This is a genomic window from Hyphomonas sp. (assembly GCF_046313735.1).
GTDB lineage: Bacteria > Pseudomonadota > Alphaproteobacteria > Caulobacterales > Hyphomonadaceae > Hyphomonas.
The window spans coordinates 49,003-66,309 of record NZ_JBKBXW010000022.1 but is presented as its reverse complement, the minus strand read 5'-3'; the positions used below and the strand labels follow the sequence as shown (position 1 = coordinate 66,309).

Annotated in this window: 18 protein-coding genes and 2 pseudogenes; 5 read left to right on the top strand and 15 right to left on the bottom strand. The window is 65.2% G+C overall.

The window, feature by feature from the left end; genetic code table 11:
* Window positions 1-31 precede the first annotated feature (31 nt).
* Both ACK4SV_RS11900 and ACK4SV_RS11895 read right to left on the bottom strand, forming a co-directional pair.
* Window positions 32-637, bottom strand: coding sequence for a helix-turn-helix domain-containing protein (locus ACK4SV_RS11900; protein ID WP_409918050.1), 606 nt, complete (start codon window positions 635-637; stop codon window positions 32-34).
* A 289-nt stretch (window positions 638-926) separates the two neighbouring features.
* A complete protein-coding gene (locus tag ACK4SV_RS11895; RefSeq protein WP_409918049.1) occupies window positions 927-1,661 on the bottom strand; it encodes a DUF6065 family protein in 735 nt (244 codons plus the stop codon).
* Window positions 1,662-1,718: 57 nt separating this feature from the next.
* Here ACK4SV_RS11895 and ACK4SV_RS11890 point away from each other — a divergent pair, with 57 nt between their 5' ends.
* Window positions 1,719-2,216 carry a prolyl-tRNA synthetase associated domain-containing protein gene (locus tag ACK4SV_RS11890; RefSeq protein ID WP_409918048.1) on the top strand — a complete coding sequence of 166 codons (498 nt, stop codon included), beginning with the start codon at window positions 1,719-1,721 and terminating at the stop codon, window positions 2,214-2,216.
* Between the two features lie 115 nt (window positions 2,217-2,331).
* Here the strand turns inward: ACK4SV_RS11890 and ACK4SV_RS11885 are convergent, their stop codons facing one another.
* Entirely contained in the window at window positions 2,332-3,372 is a 1,041-nt protein-coding gene (locus ACK4SV_RS11885) for an aspartate-semialdehyde dehydrogenase (RefSeq protein WP_409918047.1), read from the bottom strand.
* Window positions 3,373-3,495: 123 nt separating this feature from the next.
* Here ACK4SV_RS11885 and ACK4SV_RS11880 point away from each other — a divergent pair, with 123 nt between their 5' ends.
* Window positions 3,496-3,867 carry a nuclear transport factor 2 family protein gene (locus ACK4SV_RS11880; protein ID WP_409918046.1) on the top strand — a complete coding sequence of 124 codons (372 nt, stop codon included), beginning with the start codon at window positions 3,496-3,498 and terminating at the stop codon, window positions 3,865-3,867.
* Here the strand turns inward: ACK4SV_RS11880 and ACK4SV_RS11875 are convergent.
* The 7 genes from ACK4SV_RS11875 to cobT all read right to left on the bottom strand — a co-directional run bounded on the left by ACK4SV_RS11875 (window position 3,864) and on the right by cobT (window position 10,911).
* Entirely contained in the window at window positions 3,864-5,054 is a 1,191-nt protein-coding gene (locus ACK4SV_RS11875) for an amidohydrolase family protein (protein WP_409918045.1), read from the bottom strand. The two genes, ACK4SV_RS11880 and ACK4SV_RS11875, sit on opposite strands and share 4 nt — an antisense overlap.
* 141 nt (window positions 5,055-5,195) lie before the next feature.
* Window positions 5,196-6,248 carry a 3-isopropylmalate dehydrogenase gene (gene leuB / locus ACK4SV_RS11870; RefSeq protein WP_409918044.1) on the bottom strand — a complete coding sequence of 351 codons (1,053 nt, stop codon included), beginning with the start codon at window positions 6,246-6,248 and terminating at the stop codon, window positions 5,196-5,198.
* 66 nt (window positions 6,249-6,314) lie between these two features.
* Window positions 6,315-6,563, bottom strand: coding sequence for a hypothetical protein (locus ACK4SV_RS11865; protein ID WP_409918043.1), 249 nt, complete (start codon window positions 6,561-6,563; stop codon window positions 6,315-6,317).
* A gap of 157 nt (window positions 6,564-6,720) precedes the next feature.
* The gene (leuD, locus tag ACK4SV_RS11860) at window positions 6,721-7,350 is read right to left on the bottom strand and encodes a 3-isopropylmalate dehydratase small subunit (RefSeq protein ID WP_409918042.1); all 630 of its coding nucleotides are present in this window, start codon (window positions 7,348-7,350) and stop codon (window positions 6,721-6,723) included.
* A 10-nt stretch (window positions 7,351-7,360) separates the two neighbouring features.
* Complete coding sequence (locus ACK4SV_RS11855) at window positions 7,361-8,209, bottom strand: VOC family protein (protein WP_409918041.1); 849 nt, start codon at window positions 8,207-8,209, stop codon at window positions 7,361-7,363.
* The gene (locus ACK4SV_RS11850; RefSeq protein ID WP_409918040.1) at window positions 8,206-8,844 is read right to left on the bottom strand and encodes a glutathione S-transferase family protein; all 639 of its coding nucleotides are present in this window, start codon (window positions 8,842-8,844) and stop codon (window positions 8,206-8,208) included. Before ACK4SV_RS11850 ends, ACK4SV_RS11855 begins: the two co-directional genes overlap by 4 nt.
* Before the next feature lie 84 nt (window positions 8,845-8,928).
* Window positions 8,929-10,911: a cobaltochelatase subunit CobT gene (cobT, locus tag ACK4SV_RS11845; protein ID WP_409918039.1), complete on the bottom strand. Its 1,983-nt coding sequence runs from the start codon at window positions 10,909-10,911 to the stop codon at window positions 8,929-8,931.
* 102 nt (window positions 10,912-11,013) lie between these two features.
* Between cobT and ACK4SV_RS11840 the strand changes: the two are divergent.
* Window positions 11,014-11,124: pseudogene (locus tag ACK4SV_RS11840) on the top strand (type II toxin-antitoxin system Phd/YefM family antitoxin); the annotation flags it as partial.
* Between the two features lie 48 nt (window positions 11,125-11,172).
* Here the strand turns inward: ACK4SV_RS11840 and ACK4SV_RS11835 are convergent.
* Window positions 11,173-11,295 (bottom strand): annotated as a pseudogene (locus ACK4SV_RS11835) (hypothetical protein); the annotation flags it as partial.
* Between ACK4SV_RS11835 and ACK4SV_RS11830 the strand changes: the two are divergent.
* Window positions 11,250-11,636 (top strand): type II toxin-antitoxin system VapC family toxin, encoded by a 387-nt coding sequence (locus ACK4SV_RS11830; RefSeq protein ID WP_409918038.1) that lies wholly within the window; start codon window positions 11,250-11,252, stop codon window positions 11,634-11,636. The pseudogene ACK4SV_RS11835 and the gene ACK4SV_RS11830 overlap by 46 nt on opposite strands.
* A 32-nt stretch (window positions 11,637-11,668) precedes the next feature.
* On the opposite strand, the gene cobS is transcribed toward ACK4SV_RS11830, so the two are convergent.
* The 3 genes from cobS to rpmB form a co-directional block, all read right to left on the bottom strand.
* The gene (gene cobS, locus ACK4SV_RS11825) at window positions 11,669-12,652 is read right to left on the bottom strand and encodes a cobaltochelatase subunit CobS (protein WP_409918037.1); all 984 of its coding nucleotides are present in this window, start codon (window positions 12,650-12,652) and stop codon (window positions 11,669-11,671) included.
* Window positions 12,653-12,762: 110 nt separating this feature from the next.
* Window positions 12,763-14,439, bottom strand: a complete 1,677-nt coding sequence (locus ACK4SV_RS11820) for an amidohydrolase (protein ID WP_409918036.1) — start codon at window positions 14,437-14,439, stop codon at window positions 12,763-12,765.
* 145 nt (window positions 14,440-14,584) lie between these two features.
* Entirely contained in the window at window positions 14,585-14,872 is a 288-nt protein-coding gene (gene rpmB / locus ACK4SV_RS11815; RefSeq protein WP_409918035.1) for a 50S ribosomal protein L28, read from the bottom strand.
* Window positions 14,873-15,143: 271 nt separating this feature from the next.
* Between rpmB and ACK4SV_RS11810 the strand changes: the two genes are divergently transcribed.
* A complete protein-coding gene (locus ACK4SV_RS11810; RefSeq protein ID WP_409918034.1) occupies window positions 15,144-16,040 on the top strand; it encodes a DUF3108 domain-containing protein in 897 nt (298 codons plus the stop codon).
* Between the two features lie 176 nt (window positions 16,041-16,216).
* Here ACK4SV_RS11810 and ACK4SV_RS11805 read toward each other — a convergent pair whose 3' ends face one another.
* Window positions 16,217-17,233, bottom strand: coding sequence for an RluA family pseudouridine synthase (locus ACK4SV_RS11805; RefSeq protein WP_409918052.1), 1,017 nt, complete (start codon window positions 17,231-17,233; stop codon window positions 16,217-16,219).
* Window positions 17,234-17,307: the final 74 nt, after the last annotated feature.

The window sequence follows — 17,307 nt, the reverse complement described above, 5'->3', positions numbered from 1 at the left end:
CTCAACCATTCTTACGGCGCGCTCACGCACCTCAGGCGAATACCGCCCCTGTCTTCTCTGCTCTGTCATGGCTCCAATCTCTCAAGAAAAGGAGCCTCCGGTAAACCCGGGGAGGTTCACTCATGCTCATTGGCTCGGACCTGTCCTGCTTTCTGACGTACGATAGCGCAGGAGTCCCGAATCCGTGTGGCGCTAAGTTGGACAGCGGCACCTTTATCACAAGGAACCCAGCGGGGCCGGTCACAGGAATAGCCTGAACCTGCAACCCTCTTAGAGGCGGGTCGATTGATGCATTCAATGCTTGTGAAAGCCGGTCGGCCAATTCAGCTACATTCGGAATTTCTGTCGCCAGTCGTTGTGCTCGCTTTGGCGCATAATCGGATTCTTCAATACCGACGACCAATATTCCTCCGCGCGTATTTGCGAACGCCACAACTTCCTTGGCGATCCCATCTCTTTCGCTGGCGTGGAGCTTTGACGTAGCGGCCCAGCCCTTTGCCCCATTGCTTAGCGGCAAAGCCTCTTTTATTTCAAACGTCACGTCTTCAGACCATTGCTCTGCAACAATCTGGTTCAGGTTTGCCACTGTCCACTCATTGAGCGGTTTATGCCTCAAGTTTTGCATACTTTGATTCATGCTTGATTCCACCGCAAAGGGAACCAGTGGGTAGAAGAGATACTTAAGTTCCTTTTCGCTGCCACATAGAAGGCGTCTGACAGGGATTGGGGCGTGTCGGGTCCCGGATATTTGCTTCGCAAATTCCGGGATGACGGGGGGTGTGCGTTGGGATGCCAGCAGCCGTTCCGGCGGCTGGCCTTCTCGGGGAAATCGCAGTGCGATTTCTGGTCCCTCGAAGCCGCCTCCGCCCTTCGGGCACCTCCCCCGCTTCGCAGGGGAGAAGAAGTGGGCGCGTGGGATAGCGACCTTACACGTCCTTCGGGGGTTTGAGGCGGCGTTTGGTCTGGTGGGTTTCGGCTTTGTCGCCGGTGGGTTTTTCGCCGCGCATGTAGTGGCGTTGCCAGCGTTCCTTCATCGCGGTTTGCTCGCCGCCTTTCAGGCGGGTGTTGAAGTCGGCGCGGCTGTCGCGCCAGGCTTCGTATTCCTTCACGAGCTCGGCATTCTTGCGCAGCAGCCTGCGCTGCGGCTGGATCTCCTCGAGGCGTTTGTGTTCCATCAGGGTGAGGAAGGCGAAGGGTTCGCCCTTCCTGAAGACGACTTCGCCGGGGCGGGTCATCTGCCAGTTCATGGTGAAGGGAAAGGGCAGCCAGTCTGTCTCGACGAGGCCGGTGAGCGGCGCGATGCCATCCTTCGGCCAGTTGGGCGGGCCGGTGACCCAGACGCCCCAGCCGGGCGGGGTGCGGAAGAGGTGGCCGGTATGGAAGGTGACGATGCCGCGCATGAAATGGCTGTCGGCGAAGCTGGCGATGGCGCTGGGGTCGCCGGTCGTCAGCAGGCGGATGTCTTCATTGCGGGGGCCGCCATTCCACTGGATCTTGATGTCCATGGGGCAGAGGATTTCCCAGCCGGTGGAATTGGCCATCGTCAGCGGCAGGCAACGATAGGGGTGGCGGTCGACAAAGGCGTCCATCCACTCCCGGTCGGACCGGCCGGGGACGATGTCCGGGGCGACATCATAGATCTTGTAGCAATCGAGGTGCATGAGCGTCTGGGCCTGAAGTGCTTGACGGGACAGGCAAGTCTTGGCCCAAGGGGGGCCATGACCGCAAGCCCTGAAGACCTGTTCGCCTATCTCGATGCGCTCGGCATTGCGCATTCGACCGTCTGGCATGAGGCGATGTTCACGGTGGAACAGTCGGCCGCGCTGAAGGCGGACATGCCGGGGGCGAATACCAAGAACCTGTTCCTGAAGGATGGGGACGGGGCGCTGATCCTGATTGCGGCGGAGGCGCATAATGCGCTGCGGCTGAACCAGCTGCACAAGCGGATCGGCACGAAGCGATTGTCTTTCGGGCCGGCGGAGCTGATGGGCGAGGTGCTGGGCGTGGTGCCGGGATCGGTGACGGCGTTTGCGCTGATGAACGACACGCGCGGGCGGGTGCGCTTCCTGGTGGACGCAGTGCTGGCGGGGGCGGAGACGGTGAATTTCCATCCGCTCGTGAATACCGGGACGACAGCGATTTCGCAGGGCGATTTCCGGCGCTTTGTGGAGGCGACGGGGCATGGGTTCGAGGTGGTGGATTTTTCGTCGCTTTAGGCCCTCACCTCCCACCGCCTTCGGCGGCGGGCCTGCTCAGGGCATTTGCAAGGCAAATGCATATCCTTCGCAGCCTCTCCCATTTCATGGGAGAGGGGTATTGTGCGCGCCCGTCTCAGGCTTTCGCCATCGCGGTTTCGGGTTTGATGATGCCGCGGTTCAGCAGTTCCTCGGCGATCTGGACCGCGTTGAGGGCGGCGCCTTTGCGGAGGTTGTCCGAGACGCACCAGAAGGCGAGGCCGTTTTCGACTGTGGGGTCATTGCGGATGCGGCTGATATAGGTGGCCCATTCGCCGACGGCTTCCTTCGGCGTGATGTAGAGCTCTTCCTTGGGATCATCGACGACCATCAGGCCGGGGCTCTCGCGCAGCAGGGCGCGGCATTCATCCGCCGTCATATGGCCGATGGTTTCGATATGGACGGCCTCGGAATGGCTGACGAAGACCGGCACGCGCACGCAGGTGGCGACAAGCTCGACCGTGGGGTCGAGGATCTTCTTGGTCTCCACCCGCATCTTCCACTCTTCCTTCGTGTATCCATCGTCCATGAACACATCGATATGGGGGATGAGGTTGAAGGCGATCTCCTTGGTGAAGACCTGGGGCTCGGGCTCGTCATTGACGAAAACGCCGCGGGTCTGGTTCCAGAGCTCGTCCATCGCGTCCTTCCCCTTGCCGGAGACGGACTGGTAGGTGGCGACGACGACGCGCTTGATGCCGACCGCGTCATGGATCGGCTTCAGCGCGACGACGAGCTGGGCGGTGGAGCAGTTGGGATTGGCGATGATGCGCTTCTTCTCATAGTCCAGCACAGCGTCGGCGTTCACTTCCGGCACGACGAGGGGGACATCGGGGTCCATCCGCCATTGGGAGGAATTGTCGATGACGATGGCGCCGGCGGCCGCAATCTTCGGCGACCAGACCTTGGATATCGAGCCGCCGGCCGACATCAGGACGAGATCGACCTTGGAAAAGTCGAACTGTTCAAGGTCGTGGCATTTCAGCGTGCGGTCGCCATAGGAGACTTCCTTGCCGATGGAGCGGCGCGAGGCGACGGCATACACTTCGTCGGCGGGGAAGAGACGCTCGTCCAGAATGTTGAGGAGTTCCCGCCCGACATTTCCTGTGGCGCCGACAACCGCAATCCGCGTGCCCATGATACTCTCCTCTGATCAGGTTTCGGGCCTTATGGCCTAAACCGGGCGCGGCTGAAAGCGGGTTGTGCAATTCGCCCCTGTCAGGCAGGTAACCCGCTTTCGGGGCGGCGGAGGCGGCGGGCCATGCTGGATGAGATCATCCGCAACTATATTTCAGCCTATAATGAGCGCGATATCGACGCGATGCTGCGCCATGTGACCGATGATGTCGTGTTCGAGAACATCTCCAACACCGGCCATTCGATGCGCCTGGAAGGCAAGCCGATGATGCGTCAGGTGGCGGAAGTGTCCGGCAATGCCTTCTCCTATCGCCGCCAGCGGCTGATCAGCCTCGTTACCGGCAGCGGCAAGGCCGCCGCCGAGATCGAGTTCGAGGGCCGCGCGGCCGTCGACCTGCCGAACGGGGTGAAAGCCGGCGAAACCGTGAAAGTACGCGGGGCGAGCTTTTTCGAGTTCCGCGGGGCGCTGCTGAGCCGGATTGCGGATTACAGCTAGGCGCTCTGTTTCATATCCGGCCGCCGCAAATCTGCCGCGAGGCCTTCGCCCATCAGGTCGATGAAGTTTTCCGAGTAGAAGCCTGCGATCTGGGTCGGGGTGCAGCCGGCGAGGGTTTCATCGAAGCGTTTGAGCGGGTTTCGGCCGCCTTCGACATGGGGGTAGTCGGAGGAAAAAAGGCAGATCTCGTCGCCCGCATTTCGGATGATCCAGCCGGCGTCTTCGTGCGGATAGGGCGCGGCGCGGAAACTGCGGCGGACGATTTCGGAGGGGCGCGCGGAGAGTTTCTGCAGGCGGTCCTCATTGCGCAGGAAGGCGTGGGCGGCCGAATCCATCGAACGCATCCATCCGGGCACCCAGGACGCACCAAGCTCGATCGCGCCCCATTTCAGCTTCGGGAACCGGTCGAACACGCCGTCGAAGATCAGGGTGGCGAGGGTCTGCATCGCTGATTGCGGGATGGGCATGTAGGAGACGGAGGTGAAATTGTCGTCGCCGCCATGGAAGTCCTTCACCGGCGGCAAGCCGTTTTCCTTGTAGACGGGGTTGAGCTTCTCCTCGCCGCCGACATGCAGGAGGATGGGCAGGCCCGCCTCTTCGGCGAGGCGCCAGACAGGATCGAGGCCGATATGGCTGGGCGAATGATGCTGCGGGCAGAGCGACGGGACCATGATTGCCCTGGCGCCCAGGCGGATGGCGAGGCGGGTGGTTTCCTCCGCCCTCTGAAAATCCTCCAGCGGGACATAGGCGACGGCGAGGAGGCGGCGGTCTATCGCGCAAAAGTCCGTGATCATACGGTTATGCGCGTCGGCGGCGGCGTAGCAGAGCTCCATATCGTCTGACTGGTCGAGGCCGAAATTGCCGAGACAGAAGGTGGTGAAGACAAGCTGGCTGGCAAAGCCCAGCCGGTCGAGCGCGGCGGGGCGGTCCTCGCGGCGGAAGCTGCCGAGGGCTTCATAGTTCTTTTTCAGGAGGATCGCGTCGCCGGCCGCGGCGCGATAGGCGGCGTCCTCGTGCCGGGCGCGCTCCTCATTCATCCAGTGGGCGTGGGAGTGCTTCCATTTGTAGATGGGCAGGTCGTGATAGCGGGCGAGCAGGCGTTTCTCGAAATATGGATCGAGAACGTCGGTCATCTCCATGAGGTGGCTGTCGGCATCATGGATGAGCCGGCCTGCGGCGTATGACATGGTGTTCCTCCCGGGCAGTGTTTTGCCGGCAGAATGTCACAAGGCGGGGGGCTTGTCCAAAGGCAGACGGTTGCGGCACGGCCCATCCTTCGACGCCGCTCAGGATGAGCCTTCCGTTCCGGTCAGGAGGGGCCTTCGGCCCTAGAGCGCGGCGAGGATGGCGTCGGTCATCTGGGGTGTGGTGAGGGCACCGCCGAGGTCGCGGGTGCGGGCGCCCCGGTCGAGGGCCTTGCCGACGGCAGCGAAGAGGGCATCGGCGGCCTTCTCCTTGCCGAGCGACCAGCGCAGCGCCATTTCGAGCGACAGGATGGCGGCGCAGGGATTGGCGATGCCCTGCCCTGCGATATCCGGCGCCGAGCCGTGCACGGGCTCGAACAGGCCGGGCATACCGGGCGCGCCGAGCGAGGCGGACGGCAGCATGCCGATGGAGCCGGTCAGCATCGCGGCCTCGTCCGAGATGAGGTCGCCGAAGAGATTGTCGGCGAGGATGACATCGAACTGTTTGGGCTGGCGCACGAGCTCCATCGCGCAGGCATCGGCATACATATGAGTGAGCTCCACACCGCCGCCGAATTCGGCATGGGCGAGGGTGACCTCCTGGCGCCAGAAGAGGCCGGATTCCATGACATTGGATTTTTCGACCGAGCAGACGCGGGCCTTTCGGCCGCGCGCGACCTCGAAGGCGGTGCGGGCGATGCGCTCGACTTCCGGATGGGTGTAGATGGCGGTGTCATAGCCCCGGCGCAGGCCGCCGGCCTCGTCGATGCCGCGCGGCGTGCCGAAATAGACCCCGCCCGTCAGTTCCCGGACGATCATCAGATCGAGGCCCTCGACCCGGTCCGGCTTCAGGCTGGAGGCTTCGGCGAGGGCGGGGAAACAGTAGGCCGGGCGCAGGTTTGCGAACACATCCATCCCCTTGCGCAGGGACAGGAGACCGGCTTCGGGGCGCTTGTCGCGCGCGGCGGCTGCCCATTTGGGACCGCCGACCGCGCCGAGGAGGACCGCACTCGCCTGCCGGGCGCGGGTGAGGGTTTCCTCTGTCAGCGGCACGCCGTGCGCGTCGAGGCTAGCGCCGCCGACGAGGCCTTCCTCGATGAGGATATCGGGCACGAGGGCTTCGGCAACGCGCCGCGCCTCGGCGCAGACTTCCGGGCCGATCCCGTCACCGGGCAGGAGGAGGAGGGTCTGTTTCATCGGGGGCCCCGGACTACTGGATCACAGACGGGGGCCTTATCCGAAATCCGGCGCGAGACCAACAGGTCACATAGTGTAGGGGTCAGCGCCGCGCTGGTTGGTGATAATGCTTTCCGAATTCACCAATGCCTGTTCCTCATCATACTTCGCCCAGTCGGTGGCCGTGCGGCAATCGCGCTTGGCGAGCTTGGAGCCCGTGACTTCGATGCGGCGGCATTCCCGCGTTTCACCGGCCGCCAAGTCTTTCGGCGTACCAGCGCAAGCGCCGAGGATTGCAACCGCCACGAGCGGCAGGGCGAACGAAACACGGTTCATGGGCAGAGGTCCTGTCTGGGAGGGAGAACGGGCATTATGCACCGAGTCCTAGAAAGCAGCGGCGCCCTGCGCAACCTTTATTATCGCAATGGCCGCAGCAGGCGCGGGCGCTGACGCGCGATTCATCACGACCGCAGGCAATGGCGCAAAGGGCCGGTCAAACAGACGGCACCAGCCAGGGCGTGGTGAGGCGGCGTTTCTCCTCAAAGGCGTCGATCTCCGGTGCGGCGGTCAGCGAGGCGCCAATCTCGTCAAGGCCGGCGATGAGGTTTGACTTGCGGCCGGGATCAACCTCAAAGGCGAGCACTTCGCCGGACGGGGTGGTGACGGTCTGGGCTTCAAGGTCGATCGAGAAGATGTGGTTGGGGCCGCCGGCCTCTGCGGCGAGACGCTCGCAGATGTCAGCCGGCAGGCGCACGGGCAGGATGCCGTTCTTGTAGCAGTTGTTGTGGAAGATGTCGGCAAAGGACGGCGCGATGATGCAGGTGATGCCCTGATCCGCCAGCGCCCAAGGGGCGTGTTCGCGCGAGGAGCCGCAGCCGAAATTCTCGCCAGCGATCAGAATGCTGGCCTTGGCGTATTGGGGCCGGTTCAGCACGAAATCGGGGTCCGGCGAGCCATCGGCCCTTGTTTTCAGCTCGTAGAACAGCCCCTTGGCGAGACCGGTGCGCTCGGTCGTCTTCAGGAACTGTTTGGGGATGATCATGTCGGTGTCGACATTGGACATGGGCTTACCCTTGTCCATCAGCGGCGCGGCGGTTCCATCGAGGCGGGTGAAGGGTTTCATGGGCGGCGTTCTAGCCCGGCTCGTGCGCGATGAACAGGGTGGGCACGTTCAGGGTGCCGTTGCGGACTGTGAAGACCTGGCTGCCGGGCTTGCGGCCCTTGCGCACTTCGGAGACATCAAACCCGGCGGCGGCGAGGCGGGCTTGGGCGGCGGCGATGTCTTTGACTGCCCAGGTGAGGCCCCAGAATGTGTCCGGGCGGGCGGGATCTTGGGCCTCTGAGAGGCGGTGGGCGATCTCGATTGTCAGGCCGCCTGTGCGGAAGAAGATCAGGCGGACGCCCCAGTCCGGGTTCGTGCGGTCGAGCGCGAGGCGAAGGCCGAGTTTTGCGCCATAGAGGGCGAGGGTGCGGTCCGGCGCGGCGGTGTTTATGACGGCATGGTCGAGGCTGTGGACGGCATCGGCGGCGCAGGGCTCAGGTGTCAGGGCGCCCTCCCCCGGCTGGACGATGAAGAGCTTGAGGCCGCCCGTGTTTTCATCCGGGATGCGGAAGCGTTGCCAGGTGCGGGCGGCGCCAGTCTCGGCGTGGCGGGAGTGGCCTTCGGTGATCTCCCCGGGATTGAGGCCGCGGCGGGTGAAGGTGGTGTGATCCTCGCCGATGGCGTCGCTGGCGAAGGCGAGCGTGGTGAGGCCGGGGCCGTTTGCCTCGATGAGCTCGCCGAGGCGTGCCGCGAGCGGGCCTTCGCCGGAGGGGGCGAGGAGTTCGAGGGCCGTATTGCCGAGCCGGAACAGCGCGGAGGCGCCGCCGCCGTCTACATCCGCCCGCCAGTCCGCCTTGCGGCCGAGGAGTTTTTCATAGACCGCCGTGCCGGAGGCAATCTCCGGACAGAGGAGGACGAGATGGTCGAGGCCGGTGATCATGGCGCCTTGACGCTGGATTGGGGAAGGCAGTCCAGCGGGCCCTTGAAGCCGGGGAGCGCCTCGACGCGCGCCATCCATTTGCGGACATGGCCGAAGGAGTGCAGGTCGATCTGCGCCTGGCCGGCATAGGCCGCGATGCCGTAGATATCGAGGTCGGCAATCGTGGCGCCGCCGCCGACGAGCCAGCCGCTGGCGCCGATAAGGCCGTCAAGCTCCTTCAGCGCGCCGAGGGCGGCCTGAAGGTTGGCTTCGGCGACCTGGTCGGGGAATTTGAAGAAGCCGAGTTTCAGCGCGCGGGTCCGGTAGATGCCGGTGGTCAGCTGGCCGGCGCCCCAGAGCTGCCATTCGCGGGCGCGCAGGCGCTCGGCGCGCCCGGCGCCGCCGAACTGGCCGGTCTCATCGGCGAGATAATCGAGGATCACCGAGGACTGGCAGAGGCAGATATCGGTCTGGTGATCCTCCAGCACCGGCACCTGCCCATAGCGGTTCTTGGCGAGAAAGGCGTCGGCCTTGTGGGCGCCGGCGCGCAGGTCGACATGTTCGTAGTCATGCGGGGTGTTGGTCAGCCGCAGCATGAGGCCGACCTTGTAGGTCGGGCCCGACGGCCACATTCCGTGGAGGGTGAAGCGGGGCATGGGCGGCGTTCCTCTTCTGGTGTTTCTGGCGCAGGGATTTCAATAAGGCGGAAGGGGCGGGAGAGAAACCGATCGTTGCGGGCTTCAACTCTTCTTCTTCACCGCCTGCAGCGTTGTCGTCTTTACGTCCCTGCCTGTTGTGACCTTGCGGCCGTAGCTGGGGGCGCCGGAGGCGCTGCCGGAGACGGCGCCGCGGACGGTTCTGTCCGTGAGCGGAGGGATGGCCATGGCCTTGGGGTTGGGCGCGTTGTCATCGAAGAGGGAGGCGAGCTGTTCGGTCATGGCGCCGCCGAGCTGTTCGGCGTCCACGATGGTGACCGCGCGCTTGTAATAGCGCGTGACATCATGGCCGATGCCGATGGCGATGAGCTCCACCGGGGAGCGGGTCTCGATCTCCTCGATCACCTGGCGGAGGTGGCGTTCAAGATAATTGCCGACATTGACGTTGAGCGTGGAATCGTCGACCGGCGCCCCATCGGAAATGACCATCAGGATCTTGCGCTGTTCGGGCCGGGCCAGCAGCCGGTCATGCGCCCAGAGAAGCGCTTCGCCGTCGATATTCTCCTTCAACAGGCCCTCGCGCATCATCAGGCCGAGATTGCGGCGGGCGCGGCGCCAAGGGGCGTCGGCCTGTTTGTAGATGATGTGGCGGATATCATTCAGGCGGCCGGGCGCCTGCGGCTTGCCACCCTTGACCCAGTCCTCGCGGCTGAGGCCGCCTTTCCAGGCGCGCGTCGTGAATCCGAGGATTTCGGTTTTCACCGCGCAGCGTTCCAGCGTGCGGGCGAGAATGTCCGCACACAGAGCGGCGACCATGATCGGACGGCCGCGCATGGAGCCGGAATTGTCGAGCAGCAGCGTGACGACGGTGTCGCGGAACTTGGTGTCGTCTTCCTGCTTGAAGGAGAGGGGCGCGGTGGGATCGGTGATGACGCGGGTGAGGCGCGCGGTATCGAGGACGCCTTCTTCAAGGTCGAAGCTCCAGGAGCGGCTCTGCTGCGCCATCAGGCGGCGCTGGAGCCGGTTGGCGAGCTTGGAGACGGCGCCCTGCAGGCCCTGCAGCTGGTGGTCGAGATAGGCGCGCAGGCGGGTGAGTTCCTCACTGTCGCACAGGTCCGGCGCGTGGGCGATCTCGTCATGGGCGCGGGTGAAGACATTGTAGACGAACCGGTCGCGGTCGTCGCCCGGCTGGTAGTTGGGGCGGAGCGGCTTTGTCCCCTCCTCCGTATCGTCGGGGGTATCGTCCGCATCGAGATCAGCTTCCTGATCGACCGTGACATTGGCTTCCTCGCCGTCGAGATCGTCGGTCTCGCCGGCCTCCATCTGCTCGGCCGAGGCGCCCATCTGTTCTTCCGTGGACGTATCATCGTCGCCGGACTGGTTCTGCTGGTCTTCCTGTTCTTCGGTTTCGGCGCTGTCTTCGGCTTCGGCGTCTTCGCCCGGCATATCGGAGGCCGTCAGGTCCCGGATGATCGAGCGGATGGTACGGCCGAACTCTGCCTGGTCGTGCAGCTGGCGGAGGAGGCTGTCGAGCGCGTCGGTATGGGCATCGACGCGTGTGCGCCAGACATCGGCGACGCGGCGCGCGCTTTCGGGCAGCGGACGGCCGGTGAGGCGCTCGCGCAGCAGGAATTCGAGCGCGGGGGCGAGGACAGCGTCAGGGTCTTCCGAGCCCGCGCCGAAATTGGTGGAGCGGCAGCGATGATCGAGCACGGCATCGAGATTGCCGGCGGTGCCTGCCATGGCATTGGCGCCGAGGCTTTCGATGCGGGCGGTTTCAGCCGCCTCATAGACGCGGCGCTGCAGGTCGCCCTGCGGGCGGCCGGCGAGATGGGCGGCGGCGTCATGATGGGCGCGGCGCAGGGCAAGCTGGTCAGCCTCGCCGCGGATGCGGGCGGCCATCTCGGCGGAGACTTCCACCGGCGGCGGGCGCAGGACGAGGCGCGTGCCCTGGTCGCCGACATCCGGGCCGAAGCCGACTTCCAGCTCGCGCTCGGAGCTCATCGCCTTGGCGGTGGCGGCGAGGGCGGCCTTGAAGAGTTCCTGCGGGGTCGTGTCCTTGGGCATGGGCTCTGATCTAGCGCGGGCGCGCGGGAATGCGAAGCGCTGGCGTTGGGGAATGTTGCGGGAAGGTTGACTTAGTCATGTGACTTAGCTAAGCAATTTGCTATGCGCAAGGTCACCGTTCATGAAGCGAAGACGCACCTTTCCCGCCTGCTGCGCGCGGTCGAGGAGGGTGAGGAGATCGTGATCTGCCGCGGCGATGTCGAGGTGGCGCGCCTGCAGGCGGTGAACCCGGTGAAGAAGAAACCGCGCGTGCCGGGGATGCTGCAGGGTAAGCTGAAGCTGTCCGATGCGTTCTTTGACCCGCTGCCGCCAGGATATGACGGCTTCCCGGAAGACACATGAGGCTGCTGCTGGACACGCACGCACTGGTCTGGTGGCTGGAGGGTGGGCAGAGACTGTCGCAAAAGGCCAGAAAAGCCATCGCCGATCCGGATGCGGACGTTCATGTCAGCGCGGCATCGGCCTATGAGGTGTCGCTGAAATTCATGCTGGGCAAGTTTCCGGAAGCCGAAGCGCTGGTTGGCAGCTGGCGAGAGACGATCGCCGGGGCGGGCTTCCATGAGCTGGATATATCCGCCCGCCATGCGCTTCGGGCGGGCAGCCTGCCCCGGCATCACCGCGACCCGTTCGACCGGCTGATCGTGGCCACGGCGCTGGAGGACGGGCTTGCCCTCGTCACCAATGATGCGGCGATCCTGCAATATGGGGCGCCCGTGCTCTGGTAAGAGGGCTCTGGTGAGCGCTGGCGGAAGGTGGTTCAGGCCACCTTCACCATCAGGGCGCTTTCGGGGAGTTCCTGGCCGAAGCAGCGCTGGTACATTTCCGCCACCAGCGGGCGTTCCAGTTCGTCGCACTTGTTGAGGAAGGTCATGCGGAAGGCGTGGCCGAGATCGCCGAAGATGGCGAAGTTTTCGGCCCAGGTGATGACGGTGCGCGGGCTCATGACGGTGGAGAGATCCCCGGCCATGAAGGCGTTGCGGGTGAGGTCTGCCAGCGTGACCATCTTGGCAAGGGTCGCGTCATCGACACCGGTGGCTTTCGATTTGACGATTTCGACCTCGGCATCATGCTCGAGATAGTTCAGCGTGGTGACGATGGACCAGCGGTCCATCTGGCCCTGATTGAGCTGCTGGGTGCCGTGATAAAGCCCGGTCGTGTCGCCGAGGCCGACCGTGTTGGTGGTGGCGAACAGGCGGAAATACGGGTTGGGGCTGATGACGCGGTTCTGGTCCAGCAGGGTCAGCTTGCCGCTGGATTCAAGCACGCGCTGGATGACGAACATCACATCCGGGCGGCCGGCGTCATATTCGTCGAACACGATGGCGACGGGGCGCTGCAGGGCCCAGGGCAGGATGCCTTCGCGGAATTCGGTGACCTGCTTGCCATCCTTCAGGACGATGGCGTCCTTGCCGACCATGTCGATCCGGCTGACATGGCTGTCGAGGTTCACGCGGATCATCGGCCAGTTGAGGCGGGCGGCGACCTGCTCGATATGGGTGGATTTGCCCGTGCCGTGATAGCCCTGAACCATCACGCGGCGGTTGTGCTCGAAGCCGGCGAGGATGGCGAGCGTCGTCTGGGGGTCGAACCGGTAGGCGGGGTCGATATCGGGCACGTATTCGGTGCGCGTCTTGAAGGCATGGACCGTCATCGCCGTGTCGAGGCCGAAGACCTTTTTCACGTTCACTTTTTCGGTCGGCTTCAGGCCTTCCAGGGCATCGGTATCGGACATGACGGTCATCGGGCAGCGGGCTCGCAAGCGGGAGGAAAACAGCAGAGACTCCGCGTTCTAGCACGGGATGGGCCTACGCCTAGTGCGACGCAACGGAAAGTGCGGGGCGTGAGGGCAGCTCAGTCCGCTTTCCAGACGATCTCGCCGCCGATGACGGTCATCACGGCGCGCGCCTCCAGGATTTCGGCTTCGGGGATGGTCATGAGGTCCCGGTCGAAGACGGTGAAGTCGGCGACTTTCCCAGCCTGAATGGTGCTAAGAATGTCTTCCTGGAAGGCGGCATGGGCGGGCCAAAGGGTGAAGAGTTTCAGCGCCTGCTGACGGGTGAGGGCTTCTTCGGGGTGCCAGCCTTCGCCGCTGAAGCCGGAAAGGTCGCGCCGGGCGACGGCGGCATAGAACTCGATGAGGGGTGAGCCGACCTCGACCGGGGCATCCGAGCCGCCGGCGATGATGGCCCCTGCCCCGATAAGGCTCGACCAGGCATAGGCCCCGCGCAGGCGCGCGATGCCGACACGGGCGGGCGCGAAATGCAGGTCGCCGATGGCATGGGAGGGCTGCATCGAGGGGATGAGGCCGGAGGCGGCGACGCGGTCGATATCGTCCGGATGCAGCAGCTGGGTATGCTCGATGCGCCAGCGCAGGTCGCGCCCGCGCGGGTCTGCGGCATAGGCGTCGAGGATGCGGCGGTTGGCAAGGTCGCCGATGGCGTGGATGGCGAGCTGCACATTGGCGGCTTCGGCTTCGGCCATCACGGCTTCCAGCTCGCCGGGCTCCATCAGGGCGAGGCCGCTGGTTTCCGGCCGGTCGGCATAAGGCTCGATCAGCAGCGCGCCCCGGCTGCCGAGGGCGCCGTCCATATAGAGTTTCACGGCGCGGTTGGTGATCAGCGGGGTCTGGAAGCGCCGGCTGGCGGCGATCTCCATGCCGGAGGCGTCGAAGGCATTATAGACACGCTGCGGCAGGCGGCCCTGCCGGCTCAGCTGCTGCATCAGCATCGCGTGTTCGGGCACGGCGCTCATATTGTGGATGCCGGTCCAGCCCCGTGAGGCATAGAGGCGCGCGCCGGTTTCATAGGCCTCTGTGATCGCGAACTCGTCCGGCCGGGAGCGCAGGGCGGCAAGGGCGCCCATGGCGGTGTCGATCAGGATGCCGGTGGCGCGGCCATTCGCATCGCGCTCGAACTTGCCGCCGGGCGGGTTCCCGGTTGCGTCCGTGATGCCGGCGGCGGTCAGAGCGGCGGAATTGGCGACAAGGGCGTGGCCATCGGCGCGGATATAGATGACGGGATTGGCGGGGCTGACGGCATCGAGATCGGCGGCGGTGGGCATCCGGCCTTCGGGCCAGCCGGTCTCGATCCAGCCCCGGCCTTCGAGGACATAGCCCGGCGGCTTGCCTTGCAGCTCTGCCTCAGTGATGGCGACGAGCTCTGCAACGGAGCGGACGCCATCAAGGTTCAGCGTCATCTCGCGCTGGCCGATGCCGAGGAGGTGGGCGTGGGCGTCGGTGAAGCCGGGGAACATGACGGCGCCGGCGAGATCGATGATCTCGGCCTCGTCCTCGCTCCAGTCCTGTGACAGCGGCGGGGCCGTGCCAATGATCCGCCCGGACTCGTCCACGATGACGGCGCTGACGGTCGAGGGATCCTCGAGGCCGGTATAGATCGTGCCGCCGGTGAAGATGCGCAGTTTCGGCGCGATGGGCGCGGCATCCGGCGCAGCCTCAACGGCGCGCGGCTGAGGCCCCTGCGCGCAGGCCGCGAGGATGGCAGCGGCGGCGGCGATAAGTGTCAGGCGCATGAGGCTCTCCTTCAGTTCCAGTCTGGCGGCTGTGGTGCCACGGATCGGAGGCCGCCAAAAGGCCGCCTGAGCCCTGAAACGAAAACCGCCGGACACTGGGTCCGGCGGTTTCCTGTTCATTGCCTGATGGGGAGGCAAAGAGGGGTCAGGCGGCGACGGATTTCTTGGCGATGTCGCGCTTGATCTTCTGGGCCTTGTCAGACAGCGCCTCGTCCTTCGCCTTGGCGAGGAAAGCGTCGAGGCCGCCGAGCTTGTCCACCGTACGCAGGGCCTTGGCCGCGATGCGCAGGCGGAAATCCTGGTTCAGCGTTTCGGAATGCAGCGTGACCTGCACGAGGTTCGGCAGGTAGCGGCGCTTGGTCTTGACCTGCGAGTGGCTGACGAGATGGCCAACCATCGGCTTGGTACCAGTAAGTTCACATTCGCGGGACATTGGCCTCGCTCCGGTAAAGAGTGTCTTTTGATCTGAAGGCGCGCGTCTAATGCGTGGAGGGGGGCCGTGTCAACCGCTGCGATTCAGGCATCGCGGTTGTTGCGCCCGCTGAGTTTGACCCCTCCCCTGTCATCGCCTGTCATTTTATGTCAGTGGGCGGGGGGCGCTGATTGCGGCATCTTATGGGCAATTCCGTTCAGGCCGCGTTGGGATGGGGCGTAATAGGAACAGGCAGACCCGGAGACGGGCCAGTCAAAGGATACGACACGACATGAAGCGCCGCCTCCTCCTCACCGCCGCCGCCACGCTTGTGCTGGCCGGACTTTCCACCGCTGACACGGCGCGCCCGGCTGCGCCTGCCGGCAAGAATGTGATTTCCACCGTCAAGGCCGGCACGCCGACACGGATGGTGTATGAGCTGGACGCGCGGGCGATGATCGTGATCATCCCGGCGACGGGCCGCGCGAGCTTCACCGTGGAGATGCGCCCCGACACCTACACGATCCAGTCGCGCGTGCGCACGACGGGCCTGGCTGACATCTTCGTCAATTATGACATGCAGCTGGCGGCCTCAGGCCGCGTGCGCAATGACCAGCTGCGCACGACCGGCTACATCTCGCAGAACCGCGATGGCGGCAAGAACCGCCGCGTGGAAATGACGATGACCGATCGTGGCTTCTCGATGACGGCGACCCCGCGCTTCGGCAATCTGGGCGATCCGCCGGCGACGCAGGAACAGGCCGCCAAGGCGAATGATCCGCTGACCGCGCTGATCACCTTTGCGCTGGAGCCGCGCGCGCCGGGCGCGGACCCGTGCGGCGGGCCGATCCGCTCGTTTGACGGCCGCCAGCTGACCTATTTCCACCTGACGAATGTCGGCAAATCGAACGTGCGCAGCCCGGCCTGGAGCGGCGAAGCCATCGAATGCCATGTGCGGATGGAGCGGGTGGCTGGCTACAAGCCCGGCGAGACGAACAATGACACGCTGACGGGCATCAACGGCCCGCTGCGGATGTATCTCGCCCCGCTGGACAATGGCGCCTATGTGCCGGTGCGGATGGTGGCCGATACCGACCGGATCGGCCGGGTCACGTTGCAGGCGCGCACCCTGCGCTTCGAACCGATCCAGACGACCGCCGCGCAGGCGGGCGGCAGCGGCGGGCGGTAAGGGCAACACGTTCCGCTTCCTGCGTCACCCCCGGTCCGCGACAGCGGATCTGGGGGCCCATCTTCTGCCGTGACTGCCACTTTCCGTGGGGTGTTTGGGAGATGGGCTCCCTGACCGGCTTTGCCGGTCGGGAGTGACGAAGGTTGGGGCACGCCGTCCCCTTCCCCCTACCCCCCCTAATCCACCGGCAGTTTGCGCAAGGCGGCGATCAGCGTGCTCATGTCGTCCGGCAGGGGCGCTTCGAAGCGGAGCGTTTCCCCTGTTGCCGGATGGACGAAGCCGAGGACTGCGGCGTGGAGCGCCTGGCGCGGGAAGGCGCGGGCGGCGGTGAGGGCAGCGGCGTGCGTCTCGCCGGAGCCCCAGGCGATGATGCCGGACTGGCGGCCATAGACCGGATCGCCGATGAGCGGCGCGCCGATATGGGCCATGTGCACCCGGATCTGGTGGGTGCGGCCGGTTTCGAGGCGGCATTCGATCAGCGCGGCGGCCGGCAGGCGTGTGGCGCGGTCTTTGTATCCGAAGGTCTCGACCGCGCGGTAATGGGTGACGGCGTGGCGGGCGACAGGGCTTTCGGGGTTCTTGTGGACCGACATTTTCTTGCGGTCGGATTCTGAACGCGCGATCGGCGCGTCCACCATGCCGGAAAGCGGGCGCGGCGCGCTGCGCGTGACGGCGCGGTAGAGCCGGTCGATATCATGACGCTCGAACAGGGCGGCGAGGCCGGTGTGGGCCGCTTCAGTCTTGGCGGCGACCATGACGCCGGAGGTGAGCTTGTCGAGCCGGTGGACAATGCCGGGGCGCTCGACGCCGCCAATGCCGGAAAGCTGACCCCTGCAATGATGGAGCAGCGCGTTGACCAGCGTGCCCGTCTCGTTGCCCGGCGCGGGATGAACGGCGAGGCCGGCAGGCTTGTTGAGGATCAGGAGGTGTTCGTCCTCGAACAGGATTTCGAGGGGAATGTCCTCGGCCTCAGGCGTGGCGGCGACGGGCGGCGGCAGGGTGACGGCGTAGACGAGGCCCGCCTTGACCGGCGCGCGCGGGTTTGTTTCGGGCCGCCCGCCGGCCGTGACGGCGCCTTCCTCGATCAGCCCCTTGGCGCGGGAGCGGGAGATCCCCCCTGCCCGCGCGCCGAGGAAAGCGTCGAGGCGCTGGCCGGCATCTCCGGTCTCCGCAGTGATCTCAATACGGTTCATCGGCGGGTTATAGACGAAGCAGGCGGCGCGCGTCATGCTCCTGTCGCAAATTCGCGCGAAGAGACGCGTGAGGC

Coding starts and splice junctions, on each gene's coding strand:
- ACK4SV_RS11900 (WP_409918050.1), bottom strand. CDS start 637: ATGAATCAAAGTATGCAAAACTTGAGGCATAAACCGCTCAATGAGTGG.
- ACK4SV_RS11895 (WP_409918049.1), bottom strand. CDS start 1,661: ATGCACCTCGATTGCTACAAGATCTATGATGTCGCCCCGGACATCGTC.
- ACK4SV_RS11890 (WP_409918048.1), top strand. CDS start 1,719: ATGACCGCAAGCCCTGAAGACCTGTTCGCCTATCTCGATGCGCTCGGC.
- ACK4SV_RS11885 (WP_409918047.1), bottom strand. CDS start 3,372: ATGGGCACGCGGATTGCGGTTGTCGGCGCCACAGGAAATGTCGGGCGG.
- ACK4SV_RS11880 (WP_409918046.1), top strand. CDS start 3,496: ATGCTGGATGAGATCATCCGCAACTATATTTCAGCCTATAATGAGCGC.
- ACK4SV_RS11875 (WP_409918045.1), bottom strand. CDS start 5,054: ATGTCATACGCCGCAGGCCGGCTCATCCATGATGCCGACAGCCACCTC.
- leuB (WP_409918044.1), bottom strand. CDS start 6,248: ATGAAACAGACCCTCCTCCTCCTGCCCGGTGACGGGATCGGCCCGGAA.
- ACK4SV_RS11865 (WP_409918043.1), bottom strand. CDS start 6,563: ATGAACCGTGTTTCGTTCGCCCTGCCGCTCGTGGCGGTTGCAATCCTC.
- leuD (WP_409918042.1), bottom strand. CDS start 7,350: ATGAAACCCTTCACCCGCCTCGATGGAACCGCCGCGCCGCTGATGGAC.
- ACK4SV_RS11855 (WP_409918041.1), bottom strand. CDS start 8,209: ATGATCACCGGCCTCGACCATCTCGTCCTCCTCTGTCCGGAGATTGCC.
- ACK4SV_RS11850 (WP_409918040.1), bottom strand. CDS start 8,844: ATGCCCCGCTTCACCCTCCACGGAATGTGGCCGTCGGGCCCGACCTAC.
- cobT (WP_409918039.1), bottom strand. CDS start 10,911: ATGCCCAAGGACACGACCCCGCAGGAACTCTTCAAGGCCGCCCTCGCC.
- ACK4SV_RS11830 (WP_409918038.1), top strand. CDS start 11,250: ATGAGGCTGCTGCTGGACACGCACGCACTGGTCTGGTGGCTGGAGGGT.
- cobS (WP_409918037.1), bottom strand. CDS start 12,652: ATGACCGTCATGTCCGATACCGATGCCCTGGAAGGCCTGAAGCCGACC.
- ACK4SV_RS11820 (WP_409918036.1), bottom strand. CDS start 14,439: ATGCGCCTGACACTTATCGCCGCCGCCGCTGCCATCCTCGCGGCCTGC.
- rpmB (WP_409918035.1), bottom strand. CDS start 14,872: ATGTCCCGCGAATGTGAACTTACTGGTACCAAGCCGATGGTTGGCCAT.
- ACK4SV_RS11810 (WP_409918034.1), top strand. CDS start 15,144: ATGAAGCGCCGCCTCCTCCTCACCGCCGCCGCCACGCTTGTGCTGGCC.
- ACK4SV_RS11805 (WP_409918052.1), bottom strand. CDS start 17,233: ATGAACCGTATTGAGATCACTGCGGAGACCGGAGATGCCGGCCAGCGC.